At 69.5% G+C, this 14,423-nt stretch carries 10 protein-coding genes; 5 read left to right on the forward strand and 5 right to left on the reverse strand.

All coding sequences use genetic code 11. The features are described 5' to 3' along the window. Positions 1-168 precede the first annotated feature (168 nt). Positions 169-978, forward strand: a complete 810-nt coding sequence (locus tag ACIA8E_RS09345; protein ID WP_399296149.1) for a hypothetical protein — start codon at positions 169-171, stop codon at positions 976-978. Here the strand turns inward: ACIA8E_RS09345 and ACIA8E_RS09350 are convergent. Together ACIA8E_RS09350 and ACIA8E_RS09355 are read right to left on the reverse strand one after the other, a co-directional pair. After that, on the reverse strand, positions 959-2,329 hold the full coding sequence (locus ACIA8E_RS09350) for an ATP-binding protein (protein WP_399296151.1): 1,371 nt from the start codon (positions 2,327-2,329) through the stop codon (positions 959-961). The genes ACIA8E_RS09345 and ACIA8E_RS09350 overlap by 20 nt on opposite strands. Further along, on the reverse strand, positions 2,326-2,988 hold the full coding sequence (locus tag ACIA8E_RS09355) for a response regulator transcription factor (protein ID WP_399296802.1): 663 nt from the start codon (positions 2,986-2,988) through the stop codon (positions 2,326-2,328). Before ACIA8E_RS09355 ends, ACIA8E_RS09350 begins: the two co-directional genes overlap by 4 nt. A gap of 225 nt (positions 2,989-3,213) precedes the next feature. Between ACIA8E_RS09355 and ACIA8E_RS09360 the strand changes: the two genes are divergently transcribed. The 3 genes from ACIA8E_RS09360 to ACIA8E_RS09370 all read left to right on the forward strand — a co-directional run bounded on the left by ACIA8E_RS09360 (position 3,214) and on the right by ACIA8E_RS09370 (position 6,195). Continuing rightward, positions 3,214-4,455, forward strand: a complete 1,242-nt coding sequence (locus ACIA8E_RS09360; RefSeq protein ID WP_399296153.1) for a PP2C family protein-serine/threonine phosphatase — start codon at positions 3,214-3,216, stop codon at positions 4,453-4,455. A 202-nt stretch (positions 4,456-4,657) separates the two neighbouring features. After that, entirely contained in the window at positions 4,658-4,819 is a 162-nt protein-coding gene (locus tag ACIA8E_RS09365; RefSeq protein WP_399296155.1) for a hypothetical protein, read from the forward strand. Positions 4,820-5,088: 269 nt separating this feature from the next. Further along, positions 5,089-6,195, forward strand: coding sequence for an AI-2E family transporter (locus ACIA8E_RS09370; protein ID WP_399296157.1), 1,107 nt, complete (start codon positions 5,089-5,091; stop codon positions 6,193-6,195). Between the two features lie 69 nt (positions 6,196-6,264). Here ACIA8E_RS09370 and ACIA8E_RS09375 read toward each other — a convergent pair whose 3' ends face one another. Together ACIA8E_RS09375 and ACIA8E_RS09380 are read right to left on the reverse strand one after the other, a co-directional pair. Further along, positions 6,265-6,993, reverse strand: a complete 729-nt coding sequence (locus ACIA8E_RS09375; RefSeq protein WP_399296159.1) for a two-component system response regulator — start codon at positions 6,991-6,993, stop codon at positions 6,265-6,267. Further along, a complete protein-coding gene (locus ACIA8E_RS09380; RefSeq protein ID WP_399296161.1) occupies positions 6,990-11,273 on the reverse strand; it encodes a HAMP domain-containing protein in 4,284 nt (1,427 codons plus the stop codon). The genes ACIA8E_RS09375 and ACIA8E_RS09380 overlap by 4 nt, the downstream gene beginning before the upstream one ends. Before the next feature lie 128 nt (positions 11,274-11,401). On the opposite strand from ACIA8E_RS09380, the gene ACIA8E_RS09385 reads away from it, so the two are divergent. Next, on the forward strand, positions 11,402-13,288 hold the full coding sequence (locus tag ACIA8E_RS09385; protein WP_399296163.1) for a SpoIIE family protein phosphatase: 1,887 nt from the start codon (positions 11,402-11,404) through the stop codon (positions 13,286-13,288). 182 nt (positions 13,289-13,470) lie between these two features. On the opposite strand, the gene ACIA8E_RS09390 is transcribed toward ACIA8E_RS09385, so the two are convergent. After that, positions 13,471-14,409, reverse strand: coding sequence for a GlxA family transcriptional regulator (locus ACIA8E_RS09390; RefSeq protein ID WP_399296165.1), 939 nt, complete (start codon positions 14,407-14,409; stop codon positions 13,471-13,473). Positions 14,410-14,423 lie beyond the last annotated feature (14 nt).

Genomic DNA, 14,423 nt, shown 5'->3' on the forward strand with positions numbered 1-14,423 from the left:
CATAGTCGGATGAATGCATACAAATTGAGCGTAACGCTGCGGGTGATCGGCTGCTGCTGCACGTACCGCGTGGGCGAAGAGGTTCTTGGTGAGTCCGGGCCTCGTTCGCCTGCCGTGGAGAGAAGCAGTCAGGATGTGTTCAGGTTCTCCGTGCCAGCCTCACCGGTCATGACGAATGAAACAGCTGCGTATCCGGCACGCGCCGGAGCGCGGCAGATGCTGAACAAGGTCCCCGAAGTCACGGTGTACTTCTGGGTGATCAAGGTGCTGTGCACGACGGTGGGCGAGACCGCGGCCGATCTCCTCAACGAAAACCTCGGTCTGGGTCTGACGAACACCTCGCTGGTCATGGCAGTGCTGCTGATCGGCACGCTTTGGTTCCAGTTCCGGGCCAAGAAGTACGTTCCCGGGCTCTACTGGCTCGCCGTGGTGCTGATCAGCGTGGTCGGCACGCTCGTGAGCGACAACCTCACGGACAACTTCGGGGTGGCGCTGGAGACGACGACAGTCGTCTTCGCCGTGTTGCTCGTCGCGGTGTTCGCCGCCTGGTACGGGAGCGAGCGGACGCTCTCCATCCACTCCATTCACACGGTCCGCCGCGAGGCGTTCTACTGGGCGGCGATCCTCTTCACCTTCGCTCTCGGCACCTCGGCGGGCGACCTCACGGCCGAGCGGATGGACCTGGGGTACTGGGTGTCCGCGGTGCTGTTCGCGGTGCTCATCGCCGCCGTGGCCGCCGCCCACTACGGGCTCGGCCTCGCAGCCGTCCCGGCGTTCTGGATCGCGTACATCCTCACCCGCCCGCTGGGCGCCTCGCTCGGCGACTTTCTCTCCCAGGCGCGCGGTGACGGCGGCCTCGGCCTCGGTACGGTCGGGACCAGCGCGATCTTCCTCGTCCTGATCCTGGCCCTGGTCAGCTATCTGACGGTGACCCGGCGGGACGCGGCCACCGCTTCCGTCAGCCTGCCGGAAGGCTGACCACGAACCGCGCGCCGGTGGCGGCCGGATCCCACTCGATGTCGCCGCCGGACGCGCGGGCCAGCCGCCGGGCCAGCGCCAGTCCGAGACCGGCCCCGTCATGACCGTCGTCCGGATCCGCCCGGCGGCCCGGCTCGAAGACAGCCGGGCCGGTCTCCGCGGGCACACCCGGGCCGTCGTCGGTCACGGCGAGCTCCACACCGTCCGGGGTCTGTGCGAACGTCAGGGTGACGGCGGTGGCGGCATAGCGGCGGGCGTTGTCGAGCAGCGGCGTGAGCATGCGTTCCACGAGTGCGGGGGAGACCCCCGCGGTGACGGCCGCGTCGCCCCGTACGGACAGCGGCGGGGCGTCGGGGTGCTGACGCGCGTACTGCTCGGACAGGTGATCGGCCGTTGCGGGCAGTCGGCAGCGGCCGGGGGGTTGCGCGGTGCGGGCGCGCGCCTCGGAAAGCAGGGTGTCGCAGATGTGCCGCATCGTGCCGGCTGCGGCAGCGATCGCCTGGTGGGAGGCGTGCTGTCCGGTCGCGTCCCGTGGCCGGGCGGTGAGCCAGTCGGTCTCGGCGACGATGCGGGCCAGCGGGGTGCGCAGCTCGTGCGAGAGCTCGGCGGTCTGCAGCTGTTCGTGGCGCAGTACGGCGGCCAGCCGGTCCAGGAGTTCGTCGAGGTTGGTGGCGAGCGAAGCGAGCTCGTGCGGGCGGTGGCCGGTGCCGAAGCGTTCCGCGGCACCGAGTTCACTCCAGCGGGCGGCCCGGGTACTCATCTCGGCGACCGGGCGCAGGGCCCGGCCGACGATGGTGCGGGTGAGCAGGTACACCCCGGCCAGGAGCAGCAGCCCGAGGACCGCCGAACCGGCGAGGGCGGCGCGGGCGGTGCTGCGGTACGGGTCGAGGGAGACGGCGACGACAACGGTGCCCGTCTGGCGGTTGCCGACGTGCACCGGCAGGGCGTAGAGCCGGGAGGCGTTCCTCCCGCCGGACTCCTGGTATCTGCTGCCCCGACCGGTGAGCCGGTCGGCCTGCCGTTGGAGGGCGGCGGGCGCGCTCGGCCGTTCGACGGCCGTGCTTCCGCGGTAGATCCACGTGCCGACATCCAGGGCGCGGTCGTCGGGCGGTTCGTGGACGACGATCCCGCCGTCCGGGCGTGCCTCGACGGTGGTGGCCACCGCCGCGGCTCGGGTCTGCAGCAGGTCGGCGGCCTGGCTGCTCAGTCGTCCGGCGAGGACGATGTCGAACGCGACGGTGAGCGCGGCGACCCAGGCCGTGGCGGAGGCCAGGGCGAGCAGGGCGAGGCGGCCCCGCAGAGTGCGGGGCCGCGCGGTGCGGAGCCGTCCGGTGACGCGGAGCCGCCTCATATCAGGCGGTACCCGACGCCTCGAACCGTAGTGATCGCCTGTGGGCTGTCCGCCTCGCGCAGCTTCCGGCGCAGCCGGGCCAGGTACTGGTCGAGCGTGTTGTCGCTGACCTGAGCCCCGTCCGGCCAGGCCACGCGAAGGAGTTCCCGTCTGCGTACGGCGGTTCCGGGCACGGCCATCAGCGCGGCCAGCAGGCGGAACTCCGTGGGGGTGAGTGCCACCGGCTTGCCGTGCACCTCCAGCAGGTGGCGTACGGGGTCGAGCCGGAGCTCCGCCAGCTCGACCACAGGGTCCGGCCCTGCGCGGCGGAGCGCAGCGCGGATCCGGGCGGCGAGTTCGGCAAGGTGGAAGGGTTTCGCGAGGTAGTCGTCGCCGCCCGCGGAGAAGCCCGAGAGCCGGTCGGTGAGCGTGTCGTGCGCGGTGAGGAAGACCACCGGGGCCTTCAGCCCCGTCGAACGCATGGCCTGGCACACGTCCCGGCCGTCCGAGTCGGGCAGTCCGACGTCAAGGACGACGGCATCCACCCGGTCATCGAGGGTGCGCAGGGCGCCGGCCCCACTGGCGGCGGTCACGACGGCGAAGTTCTCCTCGCGCAGTCCGCGGGCGAGCACGTCGCGCAGCCCGTGGTCGTCCTCGACGACCAGGACGCGGCGTTGCACAAGGTCCTTCACGGCAGTCGAGTCCTTCTGTCGGGGCCCGCAGTCCGGCGGCATGGCGTTCGTCTACAGGACTGTAGACGAAACCGATGGCCGCGCGCTCCGCGGCTGCGCAGATCGCGTTCCCGACACTCCTGCGGCGCAGCGAGGACGGGGGCGGGGGAGTGCAGGACACATAGTTGAGACGACGTTCGGCCGTGGCGGCCACCGAACGGAACGGGAGAGCATGTGACTACACCACGGATCGACTACCAGGCGCTGTTCGCCGCCACGCCCAGCCCCTACCTGGTGCTCGGTCCCGACCTGGTGATCATCGACGTCAACCGGGCGTACCTGACAGCGACCGGCCGCACTCGGGAGCAACTGGTCGGGCAGTACCTCTTCGACGCCTTCCCCGACAACCCTGCAGATCCGGGCGCGGACGGGGTGCAGAACCTGGGCGCCTCCCTGCGCCGGGCCCTGCGCTCCAAGGAGTCGGACACGATGGCGGTGCAGAAGTACGACATCCCGGTTGCGGACAGGCCCGGCGCGTTCGAGGAGCGATGGTGGTCCCCGATCAACACCCCTGTGCTCGGGCCGGACGGACAGGTGGCGTGGATCATCCACCGGGTGGAGGACGTGACCGCGTTCGTGCTGTCCCATCCCTCCCGTCCGCGAGGAGGCGGGGAGCTCAGCAAATGGGAGGTGATGGAATCCGAACTGTACGCACGGGCGCGTGAGCTCCAGGGGTTGAACGAGGAACTGCGCCAAGCCCACGCCCGTGAACGCCAGGTCGCCGTCACCTTGCAGGAGGCCATGCTCTACTCGCCCGACCTGGCCCGGCATCGAGATGTCGCGGTCCGCTACCTGCCCGCCGCCGGATCTCTGAACGTGTGCGGCGACTGGTACGACCTGGTCGACCTGCCCGACGACGGCTGCGCCCTGGCCGTCGGTGACGTTGTCGGCCACGGCCTGGAGGCCGCTGCCGTCATGGGAATGCTTCGCAGCGCGCTGTCCGCCGCCGTCCGAGCCCGCCCCGAGCCCGCCAAGGCGCTGGAGGTTCTGGGTCTGTACGCGCGCTCGGTCGAAGGTGCGCTGGCCACCACCGCGGTCCAAGTCGTCATCGCCCCCCACGACCACCGCATCACCTACAGCAGCGCCGGCCACCTCCCGCCGGTCCTGGTCCACCACGACGGCACCTTCGATCTGCTCGACCAGGCCACCGACCCGCCGCTGGGAGCCCGCCCCAAACACGTCCCCCGCCCCCAGGCAGAGCTGTCCTACACCCCCGGCGACACCCTCGTGCTCTACACCGACGGCCTCATCGAACGCCGCGGTGAGGACATCGATGCCGGTCTGCACCGCCTCACCGACGCACTCGCCCGCTTCACCCGCCTCAGCCCCCAACGCCTCGCTGACGCCGTGCTCGCCCGCCTCGGCGTCAGCGCCGGAGCCCGCGATGACATCGCCCTGGTCGTTCTCCGCCTGTAGGCCCAGGGGCCCGCCTGACCCCAGGCCGACAGCGCCGACTCCACCGCCGATGTCACCAGGACCGCCGATTCCCCGGCCCAGGCCGCCCGGACCGTCCGCCGACGAGGTCTGCGACGCCGGTACGGCCGCCTGCCCTGAGCACGTGTGGGGCGTGGAGCCGACCACCGGCGCTGGGTCCCGTGTCGGCGCATGGAGCCACGGAGTGTCCCTCTACGGCTGGCAGCTAGGCCGCGACGCCGGTTTCGCCACGCGCCACCCCGCGCTCACCTCAGGCAGGGCGACCATCCGGCTACGACCCGACGACGCGGCTTCCATCCCGGATGACGAGCTCCGCGACCGGGCGCGGGCCGCCTTGGACAACTGAGCCGTCGGCGCGACCGGTGACTGCGCCTGCTGGGTGACTTCGCGTGTATGCAGCCGCGGGAGCTGGGATGATGCGTCGCCGACTGGTACCAGCAAGGAATGCCCAGGCGATCGCATCTGCAGCCCGACGACCCGGACCCCGGTTTCCGGCCTGAAAGACGGAGGCACCGGGCTGGTGCGGCGTCGCGCCAGGCGCTGCGTGGCATCAACGGCCATGCTTCCCGGGGCCAGGGCTCGCAGCATGCGCCAACCGACCAGCAGGGGCCGCGTGTGTCCCCTGCGCTGCGGACGGCCGCTGCCTACGCCTGGCGGACCCTCGTCGTGGGAGCTGTCGTCTACGCCGGTTTTTCGGCGCTGGGACGGTTCCACGAGGTTGCGGTGGCCGTCTTCCTCGGGCTGGTCGTCACCGCGGTGCTGCGCCCGCCGACGGACTTCTTGGCCCGTGTGCTGCCGCGGCCGCTCGCAGTGGCAGTGGCGCTCCTCGGCAGTTTCGTCCTGGTCCTGGGTGTGCTGTCTCTTGTCGGTGAGACGGTCGCCGGAGAAACGGCCGGGCTGGAGCGGCAGTTCAGCGACGGCCTCGCCAGGATCGAGCGCTGGCTGGCGGAGCCACCGTTCCGTCTGAACCCCGGGGCGCTGAAAGACCTGCAGGCGCGGATCGGGCAATATCTGTCCAGCCATCGGTCCACCCTGATCAGCTCGGCACTCAGTGGCGTGGGCCGACTGGTGGAGGTGATGACCGTGTTCGTTCTCGCGCTGTTCTGCTCGGTCTTCTTCATCTACTCGGGCGACCGGCAATGGGACTGGGTGTGCGAACAGCTGCCGGGGACGGCGCGGGAGCGGGTGGAGATCGCGGGCCGAGCGGCGTGGCGGACGTTCACGGGGTACACCCACGGCATCATCGTGGTGGCTGCAACCAATGCCGTACTCGTCGGACTCGCCCTGTTCGCACTGGGAGTGCCGCTGGCGCTTCCGCTGGCGCTGCTGGAGTTCTTCGCGGCTTTCGTACCCCTGATCGGCTCACCTATCGCCCTTGGAATTGCTGCCGTTGTGGCTCTGGCGTCGAAGGGCCCGATCGTAGCGGCCGTCGTCGTCGTGCTGATCGTCGTCATCGGCCAGATCGAGGGGCACCTGCTCCACCCGATCGTGATGAGCTGGGCCGTCCGCCTGCATCCCGTCGTGATCGCGCTCTCCGTGATCGCCGGCGCGATCGCGGCGGGGGTGCTGGGAGCGATCGTGACGGTGCCGCTCGTGTCCGTCGTCTGGTCGGTCCATCAGGCTCTGCAGCGGGCGCGGAGATCCACACAGGCGAAGGCCACCCGTGCGCGGTCGGCGACCGGCATCCGAAGGGGACGAGGGCCGGACCGTCCCAGCACGTAGTGGACCCAGGAGGGGGACGCCTCCGGGCCGGGGGCGTGTTCAGCGGATCGTGACGGTCCGAGTGCGTTCCTACATCTCGCGTTGCGCCATCAGCCGTCCTACCGCCTGTTCCAGCTCGACGATGCGGTCGGCGAGGTCCGCCCCGCCCGGACCGTTGGTATCCCGTAGCAGGAGTTCCGCCTGGGCGAGTTGGCCGACGACCTCAGCGAGTCGGTCGGGCTCTTCCGGGGGTGCAGGGCGTTCTGCGGACTCCGTAGTGTCCTTGAGGCCCGTATCGTATGACGGCTCAGTGGATGCGCAAGCCGGGGCGGGGGCGGCCGGCGCAACCCCGGGGTGGCCGCCGTCCGCCGTCAGGAGGCGCGTCAACTGTTCGGACTGGTCCACGAGTTGGCGGTTCTTACGGAACAGATCGAGGAAGACGTTGACCTTGGTCCGCAGCAGCCAGGGGTCGAAGGGCTTGATCAGAAAATCGGCTGCGCCCACCGTATAGCCGCGGTAGGCGTAGTTCGGATCGACTGCGGCCCCGGTCAGCAGGATGATCGGGACGTCCTTCGTCTGGTCGAGGCCCTTGATGTTGGCGGCGGTCTCGAATCCGTTCATGCCCGGCATCAGCACGTCGATGAGCACGACCGCGAACTCCTGGCGCAGCATCGCCTTGAGGGCGTCCTCACCCGAGTGCGCGCGGACCACATGGCCCAGCGAGCCGAGTACGGCTTCGAGGGCGACCAGGTTCTCCTCCATGTCGTCGACGATGAGGATGCTGGCGGTCTCCGGTGCTGCTGGCTGTGTCGCCGTCATGATGGCCGTCCTGTCGCCCCGTCGTCATCGTCCTTGTTCCTGAGAGCGTCGCCGTCGTCCCGGTCGATGGTGCCGACGTTGTCGGACGGATCCGGCCTTGGCTCCGGCAGAGTGCACTGGGGGTCGAGGAGCCGGCAGATCACCGACAGCAGGCGGTCGACGTCCACCGGCTTGGGGACGTAGTCGTCCGCGCCGCTCTCGATGGCCTTCTCGCGGTCACCGGGCATGGCCTTCGCGGTGAGCGCGATGATCGGCAGGTCCGCGAAACGAGGTGTGCGCCGGATCGCTCTGATCATCTCGTATCCATCCATCTCGGGCATCATGATGTCCATCAGCACCAGTGATACGTCAGGTGTCCGATCAAGGACCTCGAGGCCCTCGCGGCCGTTCTCCGCGTACTTGACGCTGATGCCGACGCGGCCCAGCACATGCGTCAGTGCGAAGACGTTCCGGATGTCGTCGTCGACGATGAGGATGCAGCGGTTGGCCAGCACCCCGGCGAGGCGGCCACTCAGCCAGTCCCTGAGCCGGGTCGTCTCCGGCCAGTTGACGCCGTCGTCGCCGCTGTCGGGCCGGGTTCCGGTGCGGGGCGCGGTCTCCTGGGGCCTGAACACATCGATCTGCGACGCGGGCCCGGCCGCGGCCGGGGCTCCGGGCCGGCCGGTCAGGGCGGTGCCCCCGGCGACGGCGCGGGTGGTGCCGCTCGCGGGGCGGGCTTCCACCGCGGGGAGGACACCGGAGGGCGGACCCTGGTAGTGCACGGGGACGAAGAGGGTGAAGGCGGAGCCGACGCCCGGTTCGCTCTCGGCGATGATCCGGCCGCCGAGCAGTCCCGCCATGTCGCGGCTGATGGAGAGGCCGAGCCCGGTGCCGCCGTATTTGCGGTTGGTGGTGCCGTCGGACTGCTGGAAGGCCTCGAAGATCCCGTCGAGCTTCTCCGGCGCGATGCCGATTCCGGTGTCCTTGACCGTCAGGGCGATGACGGCGTCGGCGTCGCGCAGCGTCTCCTCCTCGAAGTCCGAGACCGTCCCGCGTTCGACGATCAGTTGCACTCCGCCGGACGAGGTGAACTTCATTGCGTTGGAGAGGAGGTTGCGGAGGATCTGCTGGAGCCGCTGCTCGTCCGAGAAGAGTTCGAGCGGTACGTTCTCGCCGACCTTGATGTCGAACGACAGGCCGCGGTCCAGAGCGAGCGGCTGGAACGTCGCCCGTACGTAGTCGAGCAGTTTGATCAGCGGCAGCTTCTTGGGATGCACATCCATCCGGCCCGCCTCGATCTTCGACAGGTCGAGGATGTCGTTGATCAGTTGCAGCAGGTCGGAGCCCGCGCGGTGGATGGTGACGGCGAACTCCACCTCCTGCGGGGAGAGGCGGTCGTCGGGGTTGTCGGCGAGGAGCCGCGACAGCACGAGGAGCGAATTGAGCGGGGTGCGCAATTCGTGCGACATGTTCGCCAGGAATTCCGACTTGTACTGGGAGGACGTGGCCAGCAGCGCCGCCTTCTCCTCCAGCTCGGCGTTGGTGAGCTGCAACTCGTCGGAGCGCTTGCGCAGTTCGGCGGTGAGGCGCTGGGATTCCGAGAGGAGGGACTCGGTGCGGGAGTTGGCGATGATGGTGTTGATGGAGACACCGATGGTGTTCACGAACTGGTCGACGAAGGCCAGGTGAACCTCGCTGAAGCTGCTGAACGAGGCCAGTTCGATGACTCCGAGCACCCGGTCCTCGAAGAGGATCGGCAGGATGACGACGCTGGCCGGGGGCGCGGCGCCGAGGCCCGAACTGATGGTGATGTATTCGGTGGGGACCGCCTCGATGAGAATCCGCCGTTTCTCCGTTGCGGCCTGGGTGACCAGACCCCAGCCCGGGGCGTCGAGGCTGAGCCGGGTACGCCGGCGCCGGCCTTCGGGCTGGCCGGTGCCGTAACCGGCCAGGAGCTCAAGGTCCTCGCCGGGCTCCGTACTTGCTTCTGCCAGGAAGAATGCTCCGTACTGGGCGTTCACCAGAGGGGTCAGCTCGCGCAGGATCAGGTCGGCGACTTCGACCAGGTCGCGGTGGCCCTGCATGAGTCCGGCGATGCGGGTCAGGTTGGACTCCAGCCAGTCCTTGGCCCGCGTGGTCTCGCGGAGGTTCGCCACCATGAGGTTGATGTTGTTCTTCAGGGCGGCGACCTCGCCCTGGGCCTCCACCGAGATGGAACCGGACATGTCGCCCTGCGTGACGGCGCTGGCGACCTCGGCGATCGCGCGCACCTGGGTGGTCAGGTTCAGTGCCAGCTCGTTGACGCTGGTGGTCAGCCGCTTCCACGTCCCGAAGACGCCCTCCACCCGGGCCTGGCCGCCCAGCTGCCCTTCGCTTCCCACCTCGCGGGCCACTCGTGTCACTTCGGAGGCGAACGCGGAGAGCGTGTCGACCATGGTGTTGATCGTGGACTTGAGTTCCAGGATCTCGCCGCGCGCGTCCACGTCGATCTTCTTGGACAGGTCGCCCTCCGCGACGGCGGTGGCCACCTGGGCGATGTTGCGGACCTGGGAGGTGAGGTTGTCGGCCATGAAGTTGACGTTGTCGGTGAGGTTCTTCCAGACCCCCGAGACACCGTGGACCTGGGCCTGGCCGCCGAGTCGCCCGTCGGTGCCGACCTCGCGGGCCACCCTGGTCACCTCGTCCGCGAAAGCCCTCAGCTGCTGGACCATCGTGTTGACGGTGTCCTTGAGCTCCAGGATCTCGCCGCGTGCGTCGACATCGATCTTCTTCGACAGGTCGCCGTTGGCGACGGCGGTGGTCACCTGGGCGATGTTGCGGACCTGGGAGGTCAGGTTGAGCGCCATGCGGTTGACGTTGTCCGTGAGGTCCTTCCAGACCCCGGAAGCGCCCCTGACCTGTGCCTGACCGCCGAGGTTGCCCTCGGTGCCGACCTCGCGGGCGACGCGGGTGACCTCGTCGGCGAAGGCGGAGAGCTGGTCGACCATGGTGTTGATCGTCGACTTCAGCTCCAGGATCTCGCCCTTGGCCTCCACGGTGATCGTCTTGCCGAGGTCGCCCTCCGCGACGGCGGTGGCGACCTGGGCGATGTTGCGGACCTGGGAGGTGAGGTTGTCGGCCATGAAGTTGACGTTGTCGGTGAGGTCTTTCCAGACCCCGGATACGCCCCTGACCTGGGCGCGGCCGCCGAGCTGGCCTTCGGTGCCGACCTCGCGGGCGACGCGGGTGACCTCGTCGGCGAAGGCGGAGAGCTGGTCGACCATGGTGTTGATCGTCGACTTCAGCTGCAGGATCTCGCCCCGTGCGTCCACGGTGATCTTCTGACTGAGGTCGCCGTTGGCGACGGCGGTGGTCACCTGGGCGATGTTGCGGACCTGGGACGTCAGGTTCGACGCCATGAAGTTGACGTTGTCGGTGAGGTCCTTCCAGACCCCGGATACGCCCCTGACCTGGGCGCGGCCGCCGAGCTGGCCCTCGGTGCCGACCTCGCGGGCGACCCTGGTCACCTCATCGGCGAACGCCCGCAGCTGGTCGACCATGGTGTTGACCGTGAGCTTCAGCTCCAGCAGCTCGCCGGTGGCTTCGACCGTCACCTGCTGTGTCAGGTCGCCGCGCGCCACCGCCGTCGTCACGACCGCGATGTCCCGCACCTGCGCCGTCAGCCGGGACGCCATCGTATTGACCGCTTCGGTCACATGGAGCCAGTCACCCGACAGTCCCTGCGCCTTGGCCCGGCCGCCGAGGCGCCCCTCGGTGCCGACCTCGCGGGCGACCCGGGTCACCTCACCGGTGAAGAGCGAGAGCTGGTCCACCATGCGGTTCACGCCGATGCCCAGGCGCCGCAGGTCACCGCGGAGCTGGCGGCTTCCCTCGTGCAGATCGACGTGCTGTGTCAGATCACCGTCCGCGACGGCGTCTAGCACCCGGGTGGCCTTCGCGACGGGTACCACCAGTGCTTCGAGCACCGTATTGGCGGCCTCGATGTTCGTCGTCCAGGTCCCCGTGCCGGGACTCGCCGAGATCCGCTCCTCCAGCCGTCCCTGTCGGATGATCTCGTGGCGCACCCGCTGGAGCTCCGAGGCGAGATGTGCGTTCCGCGCGACGATCTGTTGGAACACCCCGGCCATTTCGGCCAGCACCCCGTCCGGCAGGGCGTCCCCGCCCCGTTTCTTCGGGTCCTCCACGCGCGCTGTGAAATCACCGTCGCACAGGGCCTTCATCGCGGCGAGCAAGGGGCGCAGATCGCTCGTACGAACCTGTTCGTCCGGCTCTGTGTCGGGCCGGGTCGAGTCCAGTGTCATGGAGCACCCTCCGCCCAAGATCCATTGGTGCACACCAGAGGTTCATTGGTCACACATGTCATAGTATAAAGCGCACGAAAATACTGCTTTTCAGGCGTATTTGGTACATAGGGGGGTGAGGGGTTTCGTTGTCCGTCCACGCGACCGAATCCGTGTCCAGGAAGGGGCTGCCGGCGAACCAGCTGGCGGCCGCCCGGGCGCGGGAATTCGTGTGTGCGGCGCTCCAGGGGTGGACGGTGCCCGTGAACGGGGACAGGGCGCCGGCCGCCGATGCGGATCTCGATGCGGGCGCCGCCCCTGTTCCGATGGCGGTCCCCGAGGAGCTCGTCGACGACGCCGTCCTGCTCGTCAGCGAGCTGGTCACCAACGCCGTCATGTACGCCGGCACCGATATCGACGTGGTCTGCCGCCTGGAGCGGAACCCGGCCACCCGGTTGGGTGTCGTCGTGGAGGTCGCGGACCGCCACCCCTCCAGGGGGGTACGCGGCGGAGTGGACACCAAGCGTGGTGAGCCCGGCTACGGCCTCCAGCTGGTGAGCGCGCTCTCGGAGTCCTGGGGCGTGACCTACCGGCGGGCGGAGAAGAGGGTCTGGTTCCGGCTGGAGGCCGCGGAGGGAGAGACTGCTGCGACAGATTCGGCCACTACCGGGCCCGGTGTCACCGAGCCCGGTACCAAAGGACGCGACAGCGACGCACAGCCCCATGGCGCAGGGCCATCCCTGCATCCGGCGCATGCCGCGGGGTACGCCGCCGAGTGGGACGACCGCGGCGGCCCGTCGTTCCTCGCCGAGACCAGCGAACTCCTGGCAGGCCAGCTCGACGAGGCCATGGTCACCGCGCTCGCGGCCCAGATGCTCGTGCCCCGGCTCGCAGACTGGTGCGGCATCTGGCTGAGCATGCCGGGGATGGGCCTGCAGCTGTCCCGGGTCTGGCATGCCGACGAGCTTCGCATCACTCCGCTGCGCGAGGAACTGGAACGGATTCCGCCGCCCGCCGCGGTCCGCATCGGGGGTACGCCCTGGCCGTGGCCGGAGAGCGCCGGCATCGACCATGAGGGTGGGTCGGCGTTCGCCTTCCCGCTCATCGCCCGCAACACCGACCAGGGTGTACTGCTGCTCGGCCGGGCCGGGCAGCCGCAGATGACCGACGCCGTGGTGCGGATGGTCCAGGACGTTGCCCGCAGGGTCGCGCAGGCGGTGTTCACCGCCCGCCAGTACACCCGGCAGCGCAGGATCAGCGCCGCGCTCCAGCGCAGGCAGCTGCCGGCGACGCTGGCCAGGATCGTCGGCGTCGATACGGCGATCGTCTACGAGCCGCACGGCGAGGGGCAGACCGTCGGCGGCGACTTCTACGACATCTTCCCGAGGGGCGAGAACCACTGGTGCTTCCTGCTCGGCGACGTACAGGGAAAGGACCCGGAGGCGATGTCCGTCACCGGCCTGGCCCGCCACCTGGTGCGGCTGCTGGCGCGCGAGGGCCATGGCGTCGAGTCGGTGCTCGGCAGGCTGAACGCCGCCATGGCGGAAGAGAGCGCCGAGGCATTCGCGCTCGGCGCCGAGCAGACCGGCTCCCGCTTCCTGAGCCTGCTGTACGGGGAGCTGACGGTCGACCCGGGCGTGCCCGGAGCCCACTGTACGGTCGCCACTGCCGGCCATCCTCCGCCGCTGCATCTGTGCGCCGACGGCAGGGTGGAACCGGCCTCCGTACCCCAGATGCTGCTCGGCATCGATGAAGGCGCTGAATTCCGGGCCGTCACCTTCGACCTCGCGCCCGGTGAGACGTTGCTGTGCGTGACCGACGGCGTCACCGAACGCCGCTGTGGCAACTGGCAGTTGGACGACAACGATGGCCTGGCCGACGTGCTCCGGCAGGGTATGGGGCTGGGCGCGAAGGCACTTGCGGAGCACGTACGGCGGGCGGCGCACGACTTCGGGACGGGTCCGGTCGAGGACGACCTCTCGGTACTGGTGCTGCAAGCAGTGGCGGAGGAGAAAACCTGTGCGAGGCAGACCTGAACGTCGACGGGCAAGCCGAGAGGCCGCTCGCTCAGGCCCGATCGCCGTCGTCGAGAGCTACGGATGCCGCGCGAAGTGACCCGCCGGCGGCGAGCAGTTCGCGCAACACCTCGGACCGGACGAGACCTTGGGCGGTAACGTGCGGATCGACGGTCCACTCGTCGGCAGGACATACAAGAGCGTCAGCTGAAGGAGCGCCGGTAGGTGTGGGGGCTGACGCCGGTGGTGCGCCGGAAGCGGTCGCGGAAGGCGGTGGGCGATCCGAAGCCGACCTGGGCACCGATGCGTTCGACGGAGTGCCGGGTGGTCTCCAGAAGGTGCTGGGCCTGGCGGATGCGGGCCCGGTGGAGCCACTGGAGCGGGGTGACCCCGGTCTGTTCGCGGAAGCGCCGGATCAGGGTCCGGGTGCTGATTCCGGCCTGAGCGGCGATGTCGGCGAGGGCCAGATCGCGGCCCAGGTTGTCCTGGAGCCAGATGAGCAGGGGGTCGAGGGCGGAGCCCTGCGGGGTGGGTATGCGGTCGTGGACGATGAACTGCGCCTGACCACCCTCACGTTCGAGAGGGACGACGGACAGGCGTGCGGCGTCGGCGGCGACGGCCGAGCCGTAGTCGCTGCGGATCATGTGCAGGCACAGGTCCAGGCCGGCGGCGGCTCCTGCCGAGGTGAGGATCTGCCCGTTGTCGACGTACAGGACATCCGGGTCGACGTCGATGTCCGGGTGGGCGGCGGCCAGGAGACCGGCCGCGATCCAGTGGGTGGTGGCGCGCAGGCCGTCCAGCAGGCCGGTGGCGGCGAGGGGAAAGGCGCCCGTGCAGATGGAGGCGATACGGGTGCCGTCCTTCGCCGCGGCGCGAAGCGCGTCGTGGACAGCGGGGGTGAGCGGGGCGGCGGGGTCGGCGGTGCCGGGCACGATGATCGTGTCGGCGCCCTTGAGGCCGTCCAGCCCCCAGGGCGCTCGCAGTCGGAAGGTGCCTGCGTCGATATCCGGCTGCTCAGCACACACGCGGACCTGGTAGCCGGGGCGCCCGTCCGGGAGGCGGGTGCGGGCGAAGACCTCGATCGGGGTGGACAGGTCGAAGGGGATCACCTGGTCCAAGGCGAGAACAGCGACGGTGTGCATGGCCAGAACATACC

Origin of the sequence: Streptomyces sp. NPDC051664, assembly GCF_044453545.1 — a bacterium.
In the GTDB taxonomy this organism is placed as follows: Bacteria; Actinomycetota; Actinomycetes; order Streptomycetales; family Streptomycetaceae; genus Streptomyces.

Excerpts from the sequence above, each read along its gene's own strand:
- ACIA8E_RS09345 (WP_399296149.1), top strand. The coding sequence starts at position 169 with ATGACGAATGAAACAGCTGCGTATCCGGCACGCGCCGGAGCGCGGCAG.
- ACIA8E_RS09350 (WP_399296151.1), bottom strand. The coding sequence starts at position 2,329 with ATGAGGCGGCTCCGCGTCACCGGACGGCTCCGCACCGCGCGGCCCCGC.
- ACIA8E_RS09375 (WP_399296159.1), bottom strand. The coding sequence starts at position 6,993 with ATGACGGCGACACAGCCAGCAGCACCGGAGACCGCCAGCATCCTCATC.
- ACIA8E_RS09380 (WP_399296161.1), bottom strand. The coding sequence starts at position 11,273 with ATGACACTGGACTCGACCCGGCCCGACACAGAGCCGGACGAACAGGTT.
- ACIA8E_RS09390 (WP_399296165.1), bottom strand. The coding sequence starts at position 14,409 with ATGCACACCGTCGCTGTTCTCGCCTTGGACCAGGTGATCCCCTTCGAC.